Below are 18,876 nucleotides of genomic sequence, written 5' to 3'. Positions count from 1 at the left end.
GTAATGTCATGAGTGCCAACCCTGAAACCGTCCCCTCCGCCACCATCATGTTCGTCGACGATGAGGCCAATATCCTGTCGTCACTGCAACGACTGTTCCGGCCCGCCGGCTACCGCATCCTTACGGCTGAAAGCGGCAACAAGGCGCTGGAGGTTTTCGCCCACGAGCATATAGACCTCGTGATCTCCGATATGCGTATGCCCGGCATGGATGGAGCCGAATTTCTGGAGCAGGTAACAAAATCCTGGCCTGACACCATACGCATCCTGCTCACCGGTTACGCTGACATCAGCTCCACCATCAATGCCATCAACAAGGGCAGCATCTATCGCTACATCCCCAAGCCATGGGAAGACACCGACATCCTCCTGTGCGTCAAACAGGCCCTGGAGAAGAAGGATCTGGAGCGGGAAAAGAAGCGCCTGGAATCCAAGGTTCTCCAGCAAAATGAACAGCTCAAGGAATTAAATACAAGCCTGGAAAGGAAAGTGGCGTCAAGAACACAGGAAATACAGCAAACCGCAGACATGCTGGATCTGGCCTATCAGCAGCTAAAGCAGGCCTACGACACCACCATCTCGGTGTTCTCGCATCTGATTGGGTTACGTGAGGGCACCGAAACCGGCCATACACGCCGTGTTGCGGAGCACGCACAGGCCATCGCCACGAAACTCGGGCTATCCGAGGGTGATGTACAGGATATCCACTACTCCGCACTACTGCATGATATTGGAAAAATCGGGTTGCCGGATAACGTACTCAACAAGTCCTACATCGATCTCTCAGAGAATGAGCGTGCAGGCTTTGAGAAACACCCCGCAACCGGACAGGCTATTCTGCTCAGCCTGGATACGCTGCATAAGGCATCGGAGTACATTCGCAGCCACCATGAGCGTTTCGACGGCAAGGGCTACCCCGACAAGCTTTCAGGCGAGCGTATCCCGCTTGGCGCACGCATCCTGGCAGTGGCCAGCGACTATGACGCACTACAGGCCGGTAAACTGCTGCATGGGAAAATGAGCGCACAGGAGGCTTGCTCGTTTCTTATTGCCAATCGCAACCAACGCTATGATGCGAAAATTGTAGACACCTTCCTGCATGTTATTGACACCACGGACAACGCCGATATCTCAGAGCTACGCCTTTCTTCTGATGATTTGCACGAGGGCATGGTGCTATCGCGCGACCTCGTCAGCAAAGGCGGTCTTATGCTGCTCTCCAAAGGGCGCACACTCAATGCCGTCGTGATCCACAAGGTGATCGCCTTTGAAAAAGAGGAAGGCCACAGACACACGATTTACATACAATCCGCCTGATTCCTGAATGGATATACATGAAATGAAAGCCACCAGGAGGTAGTCGTGCAACGTATCATGCTGGTCGATGACGATGAAAATGTGCTGCGCGCCGTGAAGCGTGTGCTGGCCCAGGACAATTATCACATTGAAACCTTCAACAGCGGCACCGAGGCACTAAAGCGCATCAAGGCGGGCGGCGAGTTCGATCTCGCCATCTCGGACTACCGCATGCCGGGCATGGATGGCGTGTTCTTTCTCACTACACTGCATCAGCTGCAGCCTGACACCCTGCGCATGGTGCTGAGCGCCTATACCGACATGGATGCGCTGCTTGGCGCCATCAACGAAGCCCATATCTTTCGCTTTGTCACCAAGCCCTGGCACGACTACGAACTACGCACAACGGTAGCGCATGCACTCATGCACCATGGCGTACTGATGGAGAACCGCCGCCTTGCTGACCAGGTGCGCGCCCAGCGTCTGGAGCTGGAACGTCTTGAAGCGGAGCATGCCGGTATTACACGGGTAAAACTGGACGATGACGGTTCCATCCTGCTGGACGCGGAAGACACCTAGGCGGATGTCATGGCGGACTTCGATGCATCGGGAAACAAGCTGACACTCAAGCTGGTTTACTACGGGCCAGCACAGAGCGGCAAGACCACCAATCTCATGAGACTGCATGATCTGCTGCGCCCAGAGCATACAGGCAACATCATGACGCTTGAAACGAGCAACGACCGTACATTGTTCTTCGATCTGTTGCCGCTGGGATTTCACACACCCTCCGGGCTGCTGATCAAACTCAAGCTGTTCACAGTGCCCGGCCAGATAGCGCACGATGGCACACGTAAAGCGGTGCTGTCGCGTGCCGACGGCGTGGTATTTGTCGCCGACTCGCAGCGCTCGCAAAGCATAAATAATGGCGAGTCTTTCGACAATCTGGCGCAGAACGTTCACCGTGTCGGACTCAACTTCGACAAGCTCCCGCTCGTCGTGCAGTTTAACAAACGCGACCTGCCAGATATTCTGAGTGAGGGCGAAATTCGCCAGCGCTGGCAGACCACACCCTGGCCACTTACATACAGCAGCGCACTCACCGGCCATGGCGTATGTGAAACCTTCACAGTCCTGCTATCGCAGGTATATGCGGCCATCGAGTATGAGTACGAACTGCATGCCAGACACGGCCTTGACCAAGCGACCTTTGTCGCCACCACGCTGGGTGGAGCAGCAGAGCGTATGCACGCGTGAACACCGAACCGCTCCCCCGATTTGATCGTGAGCTCGGCCTGCGTGAACAGCTTGCTGGCATAGATGGTAAACGCCTGCTGGAATGTCTGCGCGCACTGCTGGGCGTGGAAGTACATATCACGGATATGCACAATTGTACCGTGCTGGGTAAAGACAGGGTGCCGACACAGTGTACGCGACAGGTCATACAGGGCGATATGGAAGCGCTGGGTTATCTGGAAGCCCCGACACAGGAAGTGGCACGTCTGCAGGCGGCAACGGCACTTATCGAGTTACTGCTTGAGAGCGCACGCCGCTACCACATGGCCTCAGCCCTTCATCTCGAAGCAGTACACGCTGACTACGAGAAGCTGCAATGTGAACATGCCGCACTGGCGGAATCAGAGGCGCGCTACAAGGCGTTGGCGGAAAATCTGGAGCAACGCGTGACGCAGCAGGTGCAGACGATTAACACAGCGCAACGCCATCTGTACCAGAGTGAAAAGCTTGCCTCTATCGGCCAGCTCGCCGCTGGTGTTGCGCATGAAATCAACAACCCTATCGGCTTCATCACCAGCAACCTCAACACCGCCCGCTCGTATGTTCACAAACTGGTGGCAGCCACTAGCCTTATACGCAATGCGCAGAACACCGAACGCGCAGCGGCGATTTTCGCACAACAGGACATCACTCTGATGCTGGAGGACTTCAAGGCACTGCTGGAGGAAAGCGCGGAGGGGGCAGGGCGTATCATGCGTATCGTGGCAGACCTCAAGGGTTTCTCAAATATTGACCGAACCGAAGAGGAACTTACGGATATCAACCAGAAAATATCCCAGGTTTGTAACGTGGTAAGAAACACCCTGCAGGCGCGTGCCTCACTCAGCAGCACTTTTCAGGATATTCCCCTGGTATGGTGCCATCCTGGCCAGCTTGGTCAGGTGCTGGTCAATATACTGCTCAATGCCAGCCAGGCCATGACTTCTTTTGGCCACATTCATGTACAAACAGAACTGCTTGCCGGCGAGATATGTATCCGCATCAGTGACGATGGCTGCGGCATACCTCAGCATCTGCTACCCCGCATTTTCGAACCCTTCTTCACCACCAAGGATGTAGGCCAGGGCACCGGTCTCGGCCTGAGCGTAAGCCATGACATTATCCAGGCCCATGGCGGACACATTGAGGTAAAGAGTGAAGTAGACACAGGCAGCACATTCAGCATCTATCTGCCCCTTGAAAAAGCCGTACATCCCTGATCATGACACACTACGCATCCCTGTTTACTGGCGTCACACCCGAGGCAGCAAGTCTCACCGAACCGGTGAGTTGCGTCTATCGCCTGCTGCTGGTAGACGATGACAGCAATGTACTCAAGGCCCTGCAACGCGTTTTCCGTCAGGAAAACTACATAATTGATACCGCCACCAATGGTCAGGAAGCCTTGCGGTTACTGGGCAAAGAAAAGTTCCACCTTATGGTATCCGATCACATGATGTCGGGCATGAATGGTGCGGAACTGTTGAAAAGGGCCAAGACCATACAGCCGGACATGATACGCATCATGCTAACTGGCCACGCCGATACCAGTGCTGTAATGGGCGCTGTCAATGACGGCGCCGTATACAAATTCATACTGAAGCCATGGAATGATGACGATCTGCGAATCACCGTTGCACTCGCGCTGGAACAGCACGATCTGCTCGAAAAAAATCGCGCACTGAAAAATGAAAACAAGAAAAAGACCCAGGAGATCGTGGCACTCAACAAATTTGCCGTCACCAACCGTAGCCAGCTTGCCGTCATGCTGCACAAACGTAACCTGCTCAACAGCAAGCAGGTGCAAGAGCTGCACAAACTACAGCAAACCAGAAAAGACCCCGTCATCCGCCTGCTGATCGAGCGCGACTGGGTAAATGAAAAGACCCTGCGCGATATTCTACGCAAGGAACTGCTGGTAGATGAAGTCGCCCTGCCTGAAATCCAGATTGACCCTGCCGTCGCCGCACTGGTGCCGCGCAGTTTCTGCGAACGCCAGTGGGTGCTGCCGCTAAAGTCGGAAGGACGTCGTCTGCTGCTGGCCATGGCCGACCCCATGGACACGGGCCTCATCGACGACTTGCGCTTTGTCTCGGGCCTGGAGATACAAGTGGTCATGGCAGATGTGGCCGCCATCAAGGCCAAGATCGCTGCCGTTTACGGTGAGCGGTCTCCCTCATTCGAGGAACTGGAAACCCTGGTCTCCACGGTTGATCCGTATGAAGGCATAGAGATCGTCATCGAGGAGGAGGATGATCGCTCACTGGAGGAACTGCTACGCGAGACCGAAGAGCCTCCTGCCATCCGGCTTGTCAACTCCATCATCATCGAAGCCATCCGGCTGGGCGCAAGCGACATTCACATCCACCCGCGCACAAAGAGCGTAGTCGTGCGTTACCGCATCGATGGCGTTCTGGCTGACAAGATACATATCCCGCATCACTTGCACATGTCTCTGATATCACGCATCAAAGTCATGGCGGAAATGGATATTACCGAGCGGCGGCGGCCACAGGACGGACGTATCACGGTCAAGACCCCGCTGCGCGTGGTCGATCTGCGCATCTCCAGCCTGCCTACCATAAATGGCGAAAAGATCGTGATGCGTATCCTGGACCGAAACTCCGCGATACACACCATACACGACCTGGGGTTCTCGTCGCCTGACCTTGCCAGACTAGTGAACATGGTCGCCAAGCCACAAGGCATTATCCTCGCCACCGGCCCCACCGGCAGTGGCAAGACCACCACGCTGTATTCGCTGTTGCAGCACAACGCCACCGCCACCAAGAATTACGTCACCATCGAAGACCCGGTGGAATACTATCTCGACATCGCTGGCCAGGTGCTGGTGCGCGAAAAGATCGGACTCAATTTTCCCAGCGTGTTGCGCGCCATCCTGCGCCAGGATCCGGACGTGATCCTTATCGGCGAGATCCGCGACTTCGACACTGCCGAAGTTGCATTCCATGCCGCGCTCACCGGACATCTGGTGTACTCCACCCTGCACACCAACTCCGCCATTGCGACCATTGCGCGCCTGTTCGATCTCGGACTCAAGCCATACGTGATCGCCACGGCACTGGAGGGCATTATCGCGCAGCGCCTGGTGCGCAGGATTTGCACCACCTGTCGCGAACGCACATCCCCGGCTTCCGAACTGCTGGCACAACTCGGCCCTGCGTTTACGGCATCCGGGCTTGTGTTTCAAGGCGGCATCGGATGCGCCCAGTGCAATCAAACTGGCTACCGTGGGCGACTGGCACTGTACGAGGTACTCACACCCAATGCCGAGCTGCGTCACATGATCGCCTCCGGCGCCAGTATTCTTGACCTCACCCGCATGGCGCGGCAGCTTGGCACCACCACGCTGATTGATGATGCCCACGCCAAGGTACGGCAGGGACTGACCACAGTGGACGAAATATTACGCGTGCTTGGCCCGCAAACCGAGTAACTCTGCATCTGGCATGGGCAGGCTTCTTGCTACTTGCCTGTCCGATCTTGTATCGTGGCTGTCTTATGTTTACCGGCATCATTACAGGCACAGGCACACTGGAGGCGCTCACCCACCACGACGGGGAGGCCCGGGCGCGCATTGCCGCCAGCCAGATTGAACTGTCCGATGTAAAGCTCGGTGACAGCATCGCAATAAATGGCGTCTGCCTCACTGTTGCGGCACTTGACGCAGATAGCTTTCAGGCCGATATATCGGCCGAAACCCTGGCACGCACCACTTTTTCCTCGCTTGCACCCGGCAGCCGACTCAATCTGGAAAAATCCGTCACGCCCATGACGCGGCTGGGCGGCCATCTGGTCAGCGGCCACGTGGATGGGACCACCACTGTGCTTGGATGCGACGCTGCTGGACAGTCGCTGCACGCCTCATTCAAGATGCCCTCTGCACTCGCAAAATACATCGCGGAAAAAGGTTCAATCTGCGTCGATGGTGTGAGCCTGACCGTCAATACGGCAACAGACTCCGTGTTTGAGGTCAACCTGGTGCCGCACACCCTGCAGGAAACCACGTTCAGCACACTCACACCCGGCGACAGTGTCAACATCGAGGTAGACATGATTGCACGCTATCTGGAACGGCTACAGACATGTCGTTAAACAGTACTGAAGAAATCATCGCTGATATTCGCGCCGGTAAAATGGTCGTGCTCATGGACGACGAGGAGCGCGAAAATGAAGGCGACCTGGTTATGGCGGCAACCCAGGTGCGTACCGAAGACATCAACTTCATGGCGCGCTTTGGGCGCGGCCTGATCTGTCTCACGCTCACGCATGAGCGCTGCGCGCAATTGCGCCTGCCACTCATGGTCAGCGGCACCATCACGGAGCACCGCACCAACTTCACCGTCTCCATCGAGGCGGCCCACGGCGTCACCACCGGCATTTCCGCCGCCGACCGTGCCCACACCGTGCGCACGGCAGTTGGGCCTGACGCGCAGCCTGCCGACCTGACCCAGCCCGGCCATATCTTCCCGCTCATGGCGCAGCCCGGCGGCGTGCTCACGCGTGCCGGCCATACCGAGGCCGGCTGTGATCTGGCGCGCCTGGCCGGACTGGAGCCTGCGGCGGTCATCGTCGAAATCCTGAACGAAGACGGCAGCATGGCCCGGCGGCCTGATCTGGAAGTATTCGCCCAACACCACGGACTCAAACTTGGCACCATCGCCGACCTGATTCATTACCGTATCCAGCGCGACAAGACGGTAGAGCATGTCGCGTCCCATCCGGTACAGACCGAGCATGGCGAATTCCAGCTGCATGCGTTTCGGGACACCATCGACGGCCAGATACATCTGGCGCTGGTGCGCGGCAGTCTGTATGCCGGAACGCCGGCACTGGTACGCGTGCATGTCGAAAACGCCATGGACAGCATCGGACTCAAGCGCGATGACTGCGGCTGGACACTGCATGCCGCCCTGCAACGTATCGCGCAGGAGGACAGCGGGGTGATCGTGATTCTGCGCAAACCCGACCCGACACAGGAATTGCTGGCATTCGTCAAGCGCTCCCTGTCCCAGCCCCACACGACACACCCGGCCAGCCAGGAGGGTGCGGCAGACTTGCGTACCTACGGCATCGGCGCCCAGATTCTCATGGATCTGGGCGTGCACAAGATGCGCGTACTGGGCCAGCCACGGCGGCTACATGGCATCTCCGGATTCGACCTGGAGATCATCGACTACATCTCAGCCGAGCCGCAATAACTGCGGATACCCGCACCCCAACCCGCCCCGCATGGGGTATACTGTGCGCACCTTGTCACCTGCTTTTTTACAGGGTTCGTTACTTCCATGAAAAAAACCAAACCTGCCGCCACCCGCTTTAATCTGCGTGGTGCACGCTTCGGTATCGTGGCGGCGCGCTTCAATAGTGCCATCGTCGATGCCCTGCTCGATGGCGCATTGACGGCCCTTGGCGACCACGGCATCGCGCAGCGTAATATTCACATCCTGCGGGTTCCGGGCGCATTTGAAATGCCACTCGCGGCACAGCAACTGGCCCGGAGCGGGCGCTACGATGCGCTGATTGCCCTTGGCGCCGTGATCCGCGGTGATACACCGCACTTTGAATATGTAGCGGGCGCCTGTACCGAGGGCCTTGCCCGCGTGGCCTTGCAACAGGACATTCCTGTCAGCTTCGGCGTGCTCACCACCGATACGGTGAAACAGGCCCTGCTCCGCACCACCCCAAACAACAACAAAGGCGCTGAGGCTGCATTGGCCGCCATGGAGATGGTCAGCGTTCTGAAAGGCCTTGTGGCACCCAAAAAGAAAGCCCGATGAGCCACGCCCGTAGTCTGGCGCGCCGCGCCGCAGTACAGGCACTCTACCAATGGCAGATTGGGCGGCAAAACCTGTCTGACATTGAAGCCCAGTTTCTGATCGATCACGCCCTGGACAAGGCCGAGCTACCCTATTTCCAGGAACTGCTGCACCAGATTCCGGCACAGCTGGATGACGTCGAACGCAGTCTGTCGCCCATGCTTGATCGGCCAATCGCCGAGATTGACCCCGTCGAATGCGCGATTCTGCGCATCGGCACATACGAGCTGCGCGCGCACCCCGAAATACCCTGCCGCGTCATTATTAACGAGGCCATCCAGCTTGCCAAACGCTTCGGTGGCGATCTGGGCTACAAATACGTCAATGGCGTGCTCGACAAGGTCGCCCGCGCCCTGCGGCCCGGCGAGCTGAGCCGCCCATCCTAAGGGCAACCACGGCTCGCATGGCGCTGACCGAATTCACCCTGATCGAACGCTACTTCGCACGCCCGGCAGCAGTGCCCGACCCGGACGTGGCGCTCGGCATTGGAGACGATGCCGCACTGGTGCGAGTACCGGCAGGCATGGAGCTCGCGGTCGCGACAGATACGCTGGTGGAAGGCGTGCACTTTCCGGCACAGACGGCACCGCAGGACATCGGCCACAAGGCGCTCGCCGTTAACCTGAGCGACATGGCGGCCATGGGCGCCGAGCCACGCTGGGCGACGCTCGCCCTCACATTGCCGCATGCCGATGAGGCCTGGCTTGCCGCCTTCAGCAGCGGCTTCCTGGCACTTGCCGCAGCAGAGGGTGTACAACTCATTGGTGGCGACACCACACGCGGCCCGCTCTCCATTACAGTACAGATACTGGGCCTGCTGCCCACAGGCACCGCACTGCGCCGTAGCGGCGCCTGTGCAGGCGACCTGATCTATATCACCGGCACTCTGGGTGACGCCGCTTTGGCCCTGCGCACACTACAACAACCGACGCTATCTTCTGGCGACTCCGCAGCGCAGCTTGCACATCGCCTCAACCGTCCCCAGCCCCGTATCCAGGAGGGCCTGGCGCTACGCGGTATCGCCAGCGCCGCCATCGATATCTCCGATGGCCTCTGCGCCGATCTCGGGCATATCCTGGCGGCCAGTGGCGTGGGTGCACACATTAATCTCGCCGCACTCCCCCTGTCTGCCGATGTCACTGCGTATATCGAAAAAACGGGCGACTGGGAGCTGCCCATGACAGCAGGCGACGACTATGAACTGTGTTTTACCGTGCCCGCGCGGCAGCGCGCTGCATTACTTGATGTGATGGAATGCTTCCCTGCCGGTTGCGTCAACGTCGGCGTTATTGAAGCCGAGCCGGGGCTGCGCTGCATCGCAGCCGACGGCAGCATACGCGCCCTGCGCAGCAGCGGTTATCTGCATTTCGGCGCATGAATCGCCCAGTCACACTGCGCCACTTAGGACGCAATCCGGCACACCTGCTCGCCTTTGGTCTGGGTGCCGGCCTGCTGCCCGCCCCCGGCACCTTCGGCACGCTGGTCGGCGTCGCGGTTTATCTCTGGGCGCAAACGCTGACGCTGGAGCTTTACACGGCCTTGTGTCTGCTGCTGTTCGTCGTCGGCATATGGCTGTGCGGCACCACTTCGCGCGCACTGGGTACGGAGGATCACCCCGGCATCGTGTGGGACGAAATCACCGGCTATCTGATTGTCATGTTTGCCGCACCGCGCGGTTGGGAATGGATCGTGCTGGGCTTCGGACTGTTCCGGCTATTCGACATCTGGAAACCGTGGCCCATCAATATCGCTGATCAAAAAATAAAAGGCGGCTTCGGCATCATGCTGGACGATGTGCTGGCCGCGCTTTACGCTCTGCTGGCACTGCAACTCACCTACTTTCTTACGCACTGAAAACCGGAATCACCATGGATAAATTTGAAAAATTGCGCGACATGGAGGCCTTCACCGAGGCCATGTTCAACCGCATCTTTGAATTCCAGCAGAAGCTGCACCCGGCCTGGAATACCGCACTGCCGTTCGACAAGCGCATCAAAAGTCTGCCGTTGCACTATCTCGTGTTCAGCGCCGCAGACCGCGACCCGAAACTGTTCGCCCCTACGGTGGCGCCGTACTACCCGCTGCACGAAGAGATGCGGAAGATCGCGTGGTACGCGCGCCGCGTCGCGCAACAACCGCTGGTGTGCGATATCCATTGCGGCAACGGCTTCATCGGCAGCCTGCTGGCGCGCGAAGGCGTAAAGGTCATTGGTCTGCGCGACCCGGAGGCGAAGCCGAATCAGATCGCCGATTTTTATGACAGTGATTGCTACGAAGTCCGTAGTGAAAAATTTGCCGACATTGATTTCCCGTTCGACGTGGCATTCTCTTCATGGATGCCGTCCGGCGTGAATCTCACGCCGGAAATTGTGCGGCGCGCACCGAAGCTCATCGTGCATATCCACACCGATCACGTCAATGAAGAAACCGGCGCGGCACAGACCGGGACGCCGGAGGCGTTCACCCGGCTGCCTGCACGCTACAGGCTGGTCGACGCATGGGCAGTGACGCGCCCGGCAGACATGTTTTATGAAATCTGGCCCGATTTGAGCCGCAGCATGGAAGAGACGCGGCACGTCAAAATATACGCGGACGAACCCTGGCATGATCTTGCGTACCCTGCACCGGCGGAAAACAGTGCAGGGTACGACTGGGAGCAGGAACTGGAGATTATCCATCTCGCGCTGGAGGCACAGTCCATACTGCGCGCACGCGGCCACCGTCTGTAACCCCCCCCCCAAAGGGGAGAGAGCCTTTAGCAATCGCAGGTCACGTTGCGAAGCTGCGTGACTTCATGCAGTGACGGAGCTACGAAGCCACGTATCCGTCAGGCAGCTTACGCAGCCTGACCTACAACTCCGCTTTAGGGGGAGAGAACAAAGCGCATCGACATATCGACGGCGCGCACGTTTTTGGTGAGGTCGCCCACCGAAATATAATCGACGCCGGTCTCCGCCACGCTGCGGATATTCTCCAGCGTCACACCGCCTGAAGCTTCAAGCCGTGCACGCCCGCGATTTTCCTGCACCGCGCGCCGCACATCGGCCAGCGTGAAATTATCCAGCAGCACGCGCCCTGCACCGGCATTCAATGCCTCGCACAGTCCGTCCATAGCTTCCACTTCGACCTCGATCATCATGCCGGGTGACGCCGAGGCGCGCGCGGCATGCAACGCCGCCGTAATGGAGCCCGCCGCGAGAATGTGGTTTTCCTTGATGAGGATGCCGTCGTAAAGACCCGCGCGGTGGTTATGGCAACCGCCGCAGGTGACGGCATATTTCTGGGCGTAACGCAGCCCCGGCAGGGTCTTGCGTGTGTCGAGCACCTGGGCGCGCAGCCCCCCCACCGCATCGGCGTAGCGGCGCGCGAGCGTCGCGGTGCCTGACAGGGTTTGCAGAAAGTTGAGTGCGGTGCGCTCGCCGGTGAGCAGCGCGCGTGCCGGGCCGCGCAGCGTACACAATACTTGATCTTCAGCGATGCGGTCGGCATCGTGCGCATGCCACTCCGTCCGCACACGGCTGTCGAGTTGCCGGAAAACGGCATCACACCAGGCCGTCCCGCACAACACTGCCGCTTCGCGGCTGATAATGCTGGCCTGCCCCTGTGCCGGCTCCGGAATCAGCGCCGCAGTAACATCGCCGCCGCCGATGTCTTCACGCAACGCACGGCGCACATGGTCTTGTATCTCGGCGTCATTCAACGAAGAAACAAAGTAAGCGGACATCGCTAGAAAACCATTCGCGGCATGTTTCATTCTAGCGCAACCGGGACGCTTGCGGTACGGCGTTAGCAGTCTGTTGAAAAACAGACTGCGCGCGGCACAAGGACGTGCCGCCATTTTTCAAACACGGTGTATGTGTTTGGAAAATGAAGAAAAGCGAAAATCACATTTTTCGCTTTGCGTGTTGAAAAAGCCCATGGATGGGCTTTTTCAACACACTGTCAGACACGCCCCTGTTATTGATGCGAGCTTTCAGGATTCGTTTTCGCCTCCGCGCTTTCCTGCCGCGCTGCTTCCTCCGGTACCGCTGCCAGACTGTACAGCCTGAGATGCAGGGCCGCCTTGGCCAGCAGATGGGCGCTTACCGGGGCGGTGATGAAGAGGAACAGGGTCACCAGTACCTCGTGCAGACTGATGCCGGCGCCGCGCGTACTGAAGTAAATGGCGGAGGCGATGAGCAGGCTGCCCACGCCCAGGGTGGTGGCTTTGGTGGGGCCGTGCAGCCGGGTGTAGAAATCGCGCAGCCGGGCCAGGCCCAGGGAGCCGATGAAGGTGAACACGGCGCCGGTCAGAATCAGGAAGGACAAAAAGTAATCCAGCATGGCCATTACTCGATGATGTCGCCGCGCAACAGATACTTGCACAGCGCGACGGTGCCGACGAAACCCATCAGGGCGATGAGCAGCGCCGCCTCGAAATACAGGGCGCTGGAAAGATGTATGCCCAACAGCACCAGCAGCGCGACGGTGTTTATGTACAGGGTGTCCAGGGCCAGGATGCGGTCTGGCGCGCTGGGACCGCGCAGCAGGCGCCAGAAATTGAGGGCCACGGCGACAGACACCAGGGTGAAGGCGATGGGGATGGCGATATTCAACATGCTTCGAAGACCTCCTTCAGCGGGGTTTCATAGCGCTGCTTGATGGTGGCGACCAGCGCGTCGATGTCACTCACATCCAGGGTATGGATCAGCAGGCTCTTGCGATCCGGCGCGAGCAGCGCCGACAGCGTGCCCGGTGTCAGGCAGATGGTGTTGGCCAGCAGGCTGATGGCCAGATCCGAAGTGATATCCAGCGGCACCACCACGAAAGCGGGCCGGAGGCGCTCCGGCCGGCCGAGGATAAGTCGCGCCACGGTAAAGTTGGCCAGCACGATATCCATCAGCACCACGCCGGTGAAGCGCAGCAGGGTGAATGGCCTGCGGATGCGCACCTTCTCCGGCCAGAAGCGCAGGGTGAAAAAGGGGATGGCCCAGCCCAGCAGCAGGCCCAGCACGATCTGGCCGGGCGCCACGCTGTTGACCAGCAGCAGCCAGACTCCGGCCAGAACCGGGGTGACAAGAGGGTGGGGCAGCAGGCGGCGCATCAGCGGCTCCCTCCCCCGCCGAGCACGGCGTGGACATAGTGGTAGGGTTGTAATAACTGCCCGGCGGTGGCGCGGGCGAAGTCCGTGGCCGGCCCGGCCCAGATCGTCAGCGCCAGGCACAGGGCGAGCAGCCCCATGATGGGTGCGAGTTCTCCGCCGCCGGGCGCCGCCGCGGGTACGGCAGTCTCGGCCGGCTGCGCCCGGTAGAACAGCAGGCTGCCGCTGCGCGCCAGGGCGATCAGGCCGAGGAGCGCAGTCACCAGCAGCACCCCCATCACCCAGGGCAGGGCCGGGTGTTCCAAGGCGGCGCGCAGTATCAGGAACTTGCCGAGAAAGCCGGACAGCGGCGGCAGACCCGCCGCCAGGATGGCGGTGACGAAGAACAGGGCGCCGAGCAGTCGCGAGTTGGCGATGACCGGGCCGGGATCGAGCCGGTCGCCCAGCGGGCCGCGACGGTTGGCGATGGCATCCGCCAGCAAAAAGAACGCCGCCAGCGTGAAGGTGGTATGCGGCAGGTAATACAGTCCGGCGGCGATGCCGGCGGCGCTGTTAAGGCCGAAGGCGGTCAGCAACGAGCCGATGGAGGCCACTACCAGATAAGCCACCTGCTGGCGCAGATGGGTGCTGGCCACTGCGCCCAGCATGCCCACTGCCAGTGTGACCAGCGCCAGCGGCAGCAACCAGGGTTCAATCAGGTTGGCCGCCGGGCCGGCCTGGTCGCCGAAGATCAGCGTGTACACGCGCAGGATGCTGTAGGCCCCGACCTTGGTCATGATCGCGAACAGCGCCGCCACCGGCGCGCTGGTGTGGGCGTAGGCGGCGGGCAGCCACAGGTACAGCGGCAGCAGTGCCGCTTTGAGGGCGAACACGCCAAACAGCAACAGGCCGGCCGCCCGCACCAGCGGGACGTTTTCGGGCGGCGTAGCCGCCACCTTCACTGCCAGGTCGGCCATGTTGAGCGTGCCCAGCACGCCATACAAGGTGCCTATGGCGAACAGGAACAAGGTGGAACCGGCCAGGTTGATTACCACGAAATGCAGGCCCGCGCGGGTGCGCCGCCGCCCGCCGCCGTGCAACAGCAAGCCGTAGGAGGCCAGCAGCAGAATCTCGAAGAACACGAACAGGTTGAACAGGTCGCCGGTGAGGAAGGCGCCGTTCAGGCCGAACAGCAGCAGCTGGAACAGCACATGGAAATGCGCGCCGGCGTGGTCGGCGCCACGTATCGCGTAGAGCAGAGCGAACAGCGAGAGCAGCGCGGTGATGAGCAGCATCCAGGCGGAGAGCCGATCCGCCACCAGCACGATGCCAAACGGCGCCGGCCAGTCGCCCAGGGCGTAGACCAGAATGTCGCCGCCGCTCACCGCCGCCATGAGCCCCGCAGCCAGCCCGATCTGGGCGGCCACGGCAGTGACGCTCAGGGCGCGCTGAAGGGTTAAATGTGCGAATGAATTCGCACCTGCAGCGCGTTGCAGCGGCAGATTCCGCCGGCGCAGCAACAGCAGCAGGATACCCGCCAGCAGCGGCAGCAACACCGGGGCGATGACCAGGTGGTTCATCGTTCCTCCCTCCCGTCCACGTGATCGTTGCCGAGTTCGGCGCGCGCCTTGAGGGCCAGTACGATGACGAAGGCGGTCATGCCGAAGCTGATGACAATGGCGGTGAGCACCAGGGCCTGGGGCAGCGGGTCGGTGTAGCCCGCCGCGCTATCGGCGATTATCGGCGGCAGACCGATGACCAGCCGGCCCATGGCGAACAGGAACAGGTTGACCGCGTAGGACAGAAAGGTCAGCCCCAGCACCACCGGGAAGGTGCGTCCGCGCAGGGCGAGATAGACGCCGCAGGCGGTGAGCACGCCGATGATCAACGCAATCAGGGCTTCCATCAGCGGGGCTCCTTCTTGGCGTTCGACGGGCTACTTGTGCTGTGTACCCGTCCCAGCTGGATCAGGATCAGCAGCGTGGCGCCGACCACCACCAGATACACCCCCAGATCGAAGGCCATGGCCGAAGCCAGCTCGAACTCGCCCACCAGCGGCCAGTGCAGATGAGCGAAAGTGGATGTGAGGAACGGGTAGCCGAACAGCCCACTGGACAGCCCGGTGAGCACGGCGATCAGCAGGCCGATGCCGATGACGGGGTGCATGTTCGCCGCCAGGCGGGCTTGGGTCCAGATCAGGCCGTTGGCCAGGTATTGCATGATCAGCGCCACCGCCGTAATCAGCCCGGCGATGAAGCCGCCGCCGGGCAGGTTATGCCCGCGCAGCAGGATGAATACCGACACCAGCAGGGCGAGCGGCAGCAGCAGGCGGCTGAACGTGGCCATGATGGCCGGGTGCAGGTCGGGGTTCCAAAGGCGGCCCCCGGCGTCGCGCTCGGGGCCGGACAGGTGCAGGCGCTCCAGCATGGCGTAGATGCCCAGCCCGGCCAAGGCCAGCACGGCGATTTCGCCCAGGGTATCGTAGCCGCGGAAATCCACCAGAATCACATTCACCACGTTGGCGCCGCCGCCGCCCGGCACGCTGTGGGCCAGGAAATAGCCGGCGATGCTCTGGTGGGGCCGGGTCAGCACCGCCCAGGTCAGGGCGGCCGCGCTGCCGCCCGCCGCGACCGCCAGCAGCAGGTCGCGGCTGCGACGCAGCGCACCCGATTCGGAGGGAGTGTGCTGGGGCAGGAAATACAGGGCCAGCAGCAGCAGCACCACCGTCACCACCTCCACCGAGAGTTGGGTCAAAGCCAGGTCGGGCGCCGAGAACTTGATGAAGATCAGCGCGACCACCAGCCCGACCGCGCCCATGAGAATCAGCGCCACCAAGCGCTGCCGGTGCAGGATCACCGCGCCGACGGCCGCCGCCGCCAGTCCCAGAGTAGCCAGCAGGCTGACGCCATCCACCGGCAACAGTGCGCGGCTCCCGGTCAGCGGCGCTTCCCCGCCGCCGAGAAAACCGGCCATGCCGAGAGCCAAGGCGAAGAGAATGAACAGGAACAGCATGCGTTGCAGCGAGCCGGTGTCGAGCAGGCGGGTCAGCACACCGGCCAAGGCGAACAGCCCGCCCAGCAAGCGATGGTAGATCGCCTTCGCCTCCAGCCGCCCTTCCAGCCGCTCATACAGTACGAACAGGGGGCGGCGGCCGCGGTAAACCAGCCCGCCGCCGGCCAGGGCGATCGCGCTCATCCACAGCGCCGGGTTGAAGCCGTGCCAGATGGCCAGGTTGTATTCGGGCAGCGGCGCCTGCAGCGTGCCGGCGGCCGCCAGGGCGAGGATGGGCCCCACGGTCAGGATGGGGACAATCCCCACCAGCAGGCACAGCGCCACCAGCACTTCCACCGGCACCTTCATCCAGCGCGGCGGTTCGTGCGGCGTCTTCGGCAGATCGATGGGTTCACCGTTGAAGAACACGTCGTGAATGAAGCGCAGCGAATAGGCCACGGCGAACACGCCAGCCACCGTCACCGCCGCCGGCAACAGCCAGCCCCAGGGCAGACCGGCGGTACGATGCACCGCCTCGGCGAAGAATATCTCCTTGGACAGAAAGCCGTTGAGCAGCGGCACGCCGGCCATGGCCGCGGCCGCCACCATGGCCAGGGTGGCGGTGTGGGGCATGAACTTCCACAGGCCGTTGATGCGGCGCATGTCGCGGCTGCCGGTCTCGTGTTCGATGATGCCGGCGGCCATGAACAGCGAGGCCTTGAAGATGGCGTGGTTGATGATATGGAACACCCCGCCCACCGCCGCGAGCGGCGTGCCGATGCCGAACAGCAGGGTGATGAGGCCCAGATGGCTGATGGTGGAATAGGCCAGCAGCCCCTTGAGGTCGTGCTTGAACAGGGCGACGTATGCCCCCAGCAGCAGCGTGGCAAGCCCCGTCCCGCCCACCAGCCAGGACCATTCCGGCGTGCCGGACAGAGCCGGAAACAGCCGCGCCAGCAGGAATACTCCGGCCTTGACCATGGTGGCCGAATGCAGATAAGCCGACACCGGTGTCGGCGCCGCCATGGCGTTGGGCAGCCAGAAATGGAACGGGAACTGGGCCGACTTGGTGAAGGCGCCTAATAGCACCAGCACCAGCATCGGCACATAGAGAGGATGGGCACGGATGATGTCGCCCGATGCCAGGATAACCGACAGATCATAGCTGCCGGCGATTTCGCCCAGCAACAGAAAGCCTCCCAGCAGTGCCAGCCCGCCGGTTCCGGTTACCGCCAGCGCCATGCGCGCGCCGTTACGGGCATCGGGGCGATGCTGCCAGTAGCTGATGAGCAGGAAAGAAGAAAGGCTGGTCAGTTCCCAGAAGATCAACAACTGGATGATGTTCTCGGACAACACGATGCCCAGCATGGAGCCCATGAACAGCAGCAGATAGGCATAGAAGCGCCCCATGCAGTCCTTCGCCGACAGGTAATAGCGGGCGTAAAGAATGATGAGCAGGCCGATGCCCAGGATCAGCAGCGTGAACAGCAGGCCCAGTCCATCCAGGCGGAAGGCGAGATCGAGGCCAACGGCCGGCATCCAGCTTATACGCTGGATCTCGGTGTGGCCGGCGAAAGTCGCGCCCGCCAGCGGCAGCAGCCAGGCCAGCGCGAGCAGCGTCACCGCCCCCGCCATCCAGGCGGCATGCAGCCGGCCCAGCCGGGAAATCCAGGCGGCTATCGCAGCGCCGATGAAGGGGGTGAGGACTAAGAGGAGCAAATTCATTGCGCTGGATTATAACTGTTTGAAATGCGCATACACAGGCAAGGGCGGAAACGGGAGTGTAAATGAAGACTTACTCAGGAGTCAGCAAATAAGGCCACAACATTAATGATGTGACTCCTGAGTAAAAACCCTGTTTACTCTAGCCCCCACCCTGTCCCGCCCCCTACACAAGGGGCGGGGACGCAGCGGGAAGTGTAACCTTACTTACTGACTTGTTTAAGGAACCTCTGATTAAGTCAGAAATAATCTTATGGCCACGTTTTTGCTTTTCGTGCTCTGAGAAGTCCATGATGGACTTATTCAGTGCTTCCATAGAGTATCCAGTGAAATTGGGCGATCAACCAGGCGCCGAGCAGTGTCATCACGGCACGCATCACGATTGCGCGCAGCACGCCGTAGAGCAGCACCCGGCACTGGTATTCCACAGGCACCGCGAAATAACTGAACAGCATCAGAAATACAAAGATGTTATCCACCGCCAGAGACTTCTCGATGAGATAACCGGTAAAGAACTCCAGCGCCTTTTGATTGGCCAGCTCGCGCCCGAGATTGCCGTCGAGATACCACCATAATGCCGCGTTAAACAGCAAGGCCATGGTCACCCACACCACGGATCAGGTGGCCGCCTCCTTGAGGCTCACCTTGTGAGAATCTTGGCGCCCCAACAGAAACATATCCACGGCCAGCATGA

At 60.5% G+C, this 18,876-nt stretch carries 19 protein-coding genes and 1 pseudogene; 12 read left to right on the top strand and 8 right to left on the bottom strand.

What is annotated here, in order from left to right; all coding sequences use genetic code 11:
• Positions 1-8: 8 nt before the first annotated feature.
• From Q8L89_07495 to Q8L89_07440, 12 genes are all read left to right on the top strand, one after another.
• On the top strand, positions 9-1,316 hold the full coding sequence (locus Q8L89_07495; protein MDP1708888.1) for a response regulator: 1,308 nt from the start codon (positions 9-11) through the stop codon (positions 1,314-1,316).
• 45 nt (positions 1,317-1,361) lie between these two features.
• A complete protein-coding gene (locus tag Q8L89_07490; protein ID MDP1708887.1) occupies positions 1,362-1,874 on the top strand; it encodes a response regulator in 513 nt (170 codons plus the stop codon).
• A gap of 9 nt (positions 1,875-1,883) precedes the next feature.
• Positions 1,884-2,552 (top strand): GTPase domain-containing protein, encoded by a 669-nt coding sequence (locus Q8L89_07485; GenBank protein ID MDP1708886.1) that lies wholly within the window; start codon positions 1,884-1,886, stop codon positions 2,550-2,552.
• Positions 2,549-3,790 (top strand): ATP-binding protein, encoded by a 1,242-nt coding sequence (locus Q8L89_07480; GenBank protein ID MDP1708885.1) that lies wholly within the window; start codon positions 2,549-2,551, stop codon positions 3,788-3,790. Before Q8L89_07485 ends, Q8L89_07480 begins: the two co-directional genes overlap by 4 nt.
• A gap of 2 nt (positions 3,791-3,792) precedes the next feature.
• A complete protein-coding gene (locus Q8L89_07475; GenBank protein MDP1708884.1) occupies positions 3,793-6,027 on the top strand; it encodes an ATPase, T2SS/T4P/T4SS family in 2,235 nt (744 codons plus the stop codon).
• Between the two features lie 65 nt (positions 6,028-6,092).
• Positions 6,093-6,686 (top strand): riboflavin synthase, encoded by a 594-nt coding sequence (locus Q8L89_07470; protein MDP1708883.1) that lies wholly within the window; start codon positions 6,093-6,095, stop codon positions 6,684-6,686.
• Positions 6,677-7,792 carry a bifunctional 3,4-dihydroxy-2-butanone-4-phosphate synthase/GTP cyclohydrolase II gene (gene ribBA / locus Q8L89_07465; protein ID MDP1708882.1) on the top strand — a complete coding sequence of 372 codons (1,116 nt, stop codon included), beginning with the start codon at positions 6,677-6,679 and terminating at the stop codon, positions 7,790-7,792. Before Q8L89_07470 ends, ribBA begins: the two co-directional genes overlap by 10 nt.
• Before the next feature lie 87 nt (positions 7,793-7,879).
• Positions 7,880-8,371: a 6,7-dimethyl-8-ribityllumazine synthase gene (gene ribH / locus Q8L89_07460; protein ID MDP1708881.1), complete on the top strand. Its 492-nt coding sequence runs from the start codon at positions 7,880-7,882 to the stop codon at positions 8,369-8,371.
• Positions 8,368-8,796, top strand: coding sequence for a transcription antitermination factor NusB (gene nusB / locus Q8L89_07455; GenBank protein MDP1708880.1), 429 nt, complete (start codon positions 8,368-8,370; stop codon positions 8,794-8,796). Before ribH ends, nusB begins: the two co-directional genes overlap by 4 nt.
• Before the next feature lie 23 nt (positions 8,797-8,819).
• A complete protein-coding gene (gene thiL / locus Q8L89_07450) occupies positions 8,820-9,788 on the top strand; it encodes a thiamine-phosphate kinase (GenBank protein MDP1708879.1) in 969 nt (322 codons plus the stop codon).
• Positions 9,785-10,264: a phosphatidylglycerophosphatase A gene (locus Q8L89_07445; GenBank protein MDP1708878.1), complete on the top strand. Its 480-nt coding sequence runs from the start codon at positions 9,785-9,787 to the stop codon at positions 10,262-10,264. The genes thiL and Q8L89_07445 overlap by 4 nt, the downstream gene beginning before the upstream one ends.
• A gap of 14 nt (positions 10,265-10,278) precedes the next feature.
• Positions 10,279-11,139 carry a hypothetical protein gene (locus Q8L89_07440; GenBank protein MDP1708877.1) on the top strand — a complete coding sequence of 287 codons (861 nt, stop codon included), beginning with the start codon at positions 10,279-10,281 and terminating at the stop codon, positions 11,137-11,139.
• A gap of 134 nt (positions 11,140-11,273) precedes the next feature.
• Here Q8L89_07440 and nadC read toward each other — a convergent pair whose 3' ends face one another.
• The 8 genes and pseudogenes from nadC to Q8L89_07400 all read right to left on the bottom strand — a co-directional run bounded on the left by nadC (position 11,274) and on the right by Q8L89_07400 (position 18,874).
• The gene (nadC, locus tag Q8L89_07435) at positions 11,274-12,164 is read right to left on the bottom strand and encodes a carboxylating nicotinate-nucleotide diphosphorylase (protein ID MDP1708876.1); all 891 of its coding nucleotides are present in this window, start codon (positions 12,162-12,164) and stop codon (positions 11,274-11,276) included.
• Between the two features lie 203 nt (positions 12,165-12,367).
• A complete protein-coding gene (locus tag Q8L89_07430) occupies positions 12,368-12,733 on the bottom strand; it encodes a Na+/H+ antiporter subunit G (protein ID MDP1708875.1) in 366 nt (121 codons plus the stop codon).
• Positions 12,734-12,738: 5 nt separating this feature from the next.
• Positions 12,739-13,008: a K+/H+ antiporter subunit F gene (locus tag Q8L89_07425; protein ID MDP1708874.1), complete on the bottom strand. Its 270-nt coding sequence runs from the start codon at positions 13,006-13,008 to the stop codon at positions 12,739-12,741.
• A complete protein-coding gene (locus Q8L89_07420) occupies positions 13,002-13,493 on the bottom strand; it encodes a Na+/H+ antiporter subunit E (protein MDP1708873.1) in 492 nt (163 codons plus the stop codon). The genes Q8L89_07425 and Q8L89_07420 overlap by 7 nt, the downstream gene beginning before the upstream one ends.
• Complete coding sequence (locus Q8L89_07415; GenBank protein ID MDP1708872.1) at positions 13,493-15,049, bottom strand: monovalent cation/H+ antiporter subunit D; 1,557 nt, start codon at positions 15,047-15,049, stop codon at positions 13,493-13,495. The genes Q8L89_07420 and Q8L89_07415 overlap by 1 nt, the downstream gene beginning before the upstream one ends.
• The gene (locus Q8L89_07410) at positions 15,046-15,375 is read right to left on the bottom strand and encodes a Na+/H+ antiporter subunit C (protein ID MDP1708871.1); all 330 of its coding nucleotides are present in this window, start codon (positions 15,373-15,375) and stop codon (positions 15,046-15,048) included. The genes Q8L89_07415 and Q8L89_07410 overlap by 4 nt, the downstream gene beginning before the upstream one ends.
• The gene (locus Q8L89_07405; protein MDP1708870.1) at positions 15,375-18,185 is read right to left on the bottom strand and encodes a monovalent cation/H+ antiporter subunit A; all 2,811 of its coding nucleotides are present in this window, start codon (positions 18,183-18,185) and stop codon (positions 15,375-15,377) included. Before Q8L89_07405 ends, Q8L89_07410 begins: the two co-directional genes overlap by 1 nt.
• 311 nt (positions 18,186-18,496) lie before the next feature.
• Positions 18,497-18,874, bottom strand: a pseudogene (locus Q8L89_07400) (hypothetical protein).
• Positions 18,875-18,876: the final 2 nt, after the last annotated feature.

It is taken from the genome of Gammaproteobacteria bacterium, from assembly GCA_030680605.1.
Lineage (GTDB): Bacteria > Pseudomonadota > Gammaproteobacteria > SURF-13 > SURF-13 > JAQBXX01.
Note: the sequence above shows the minus strand (reverse complement) of the source record. Positions and strands in the feature narration are given on the sequence as shown.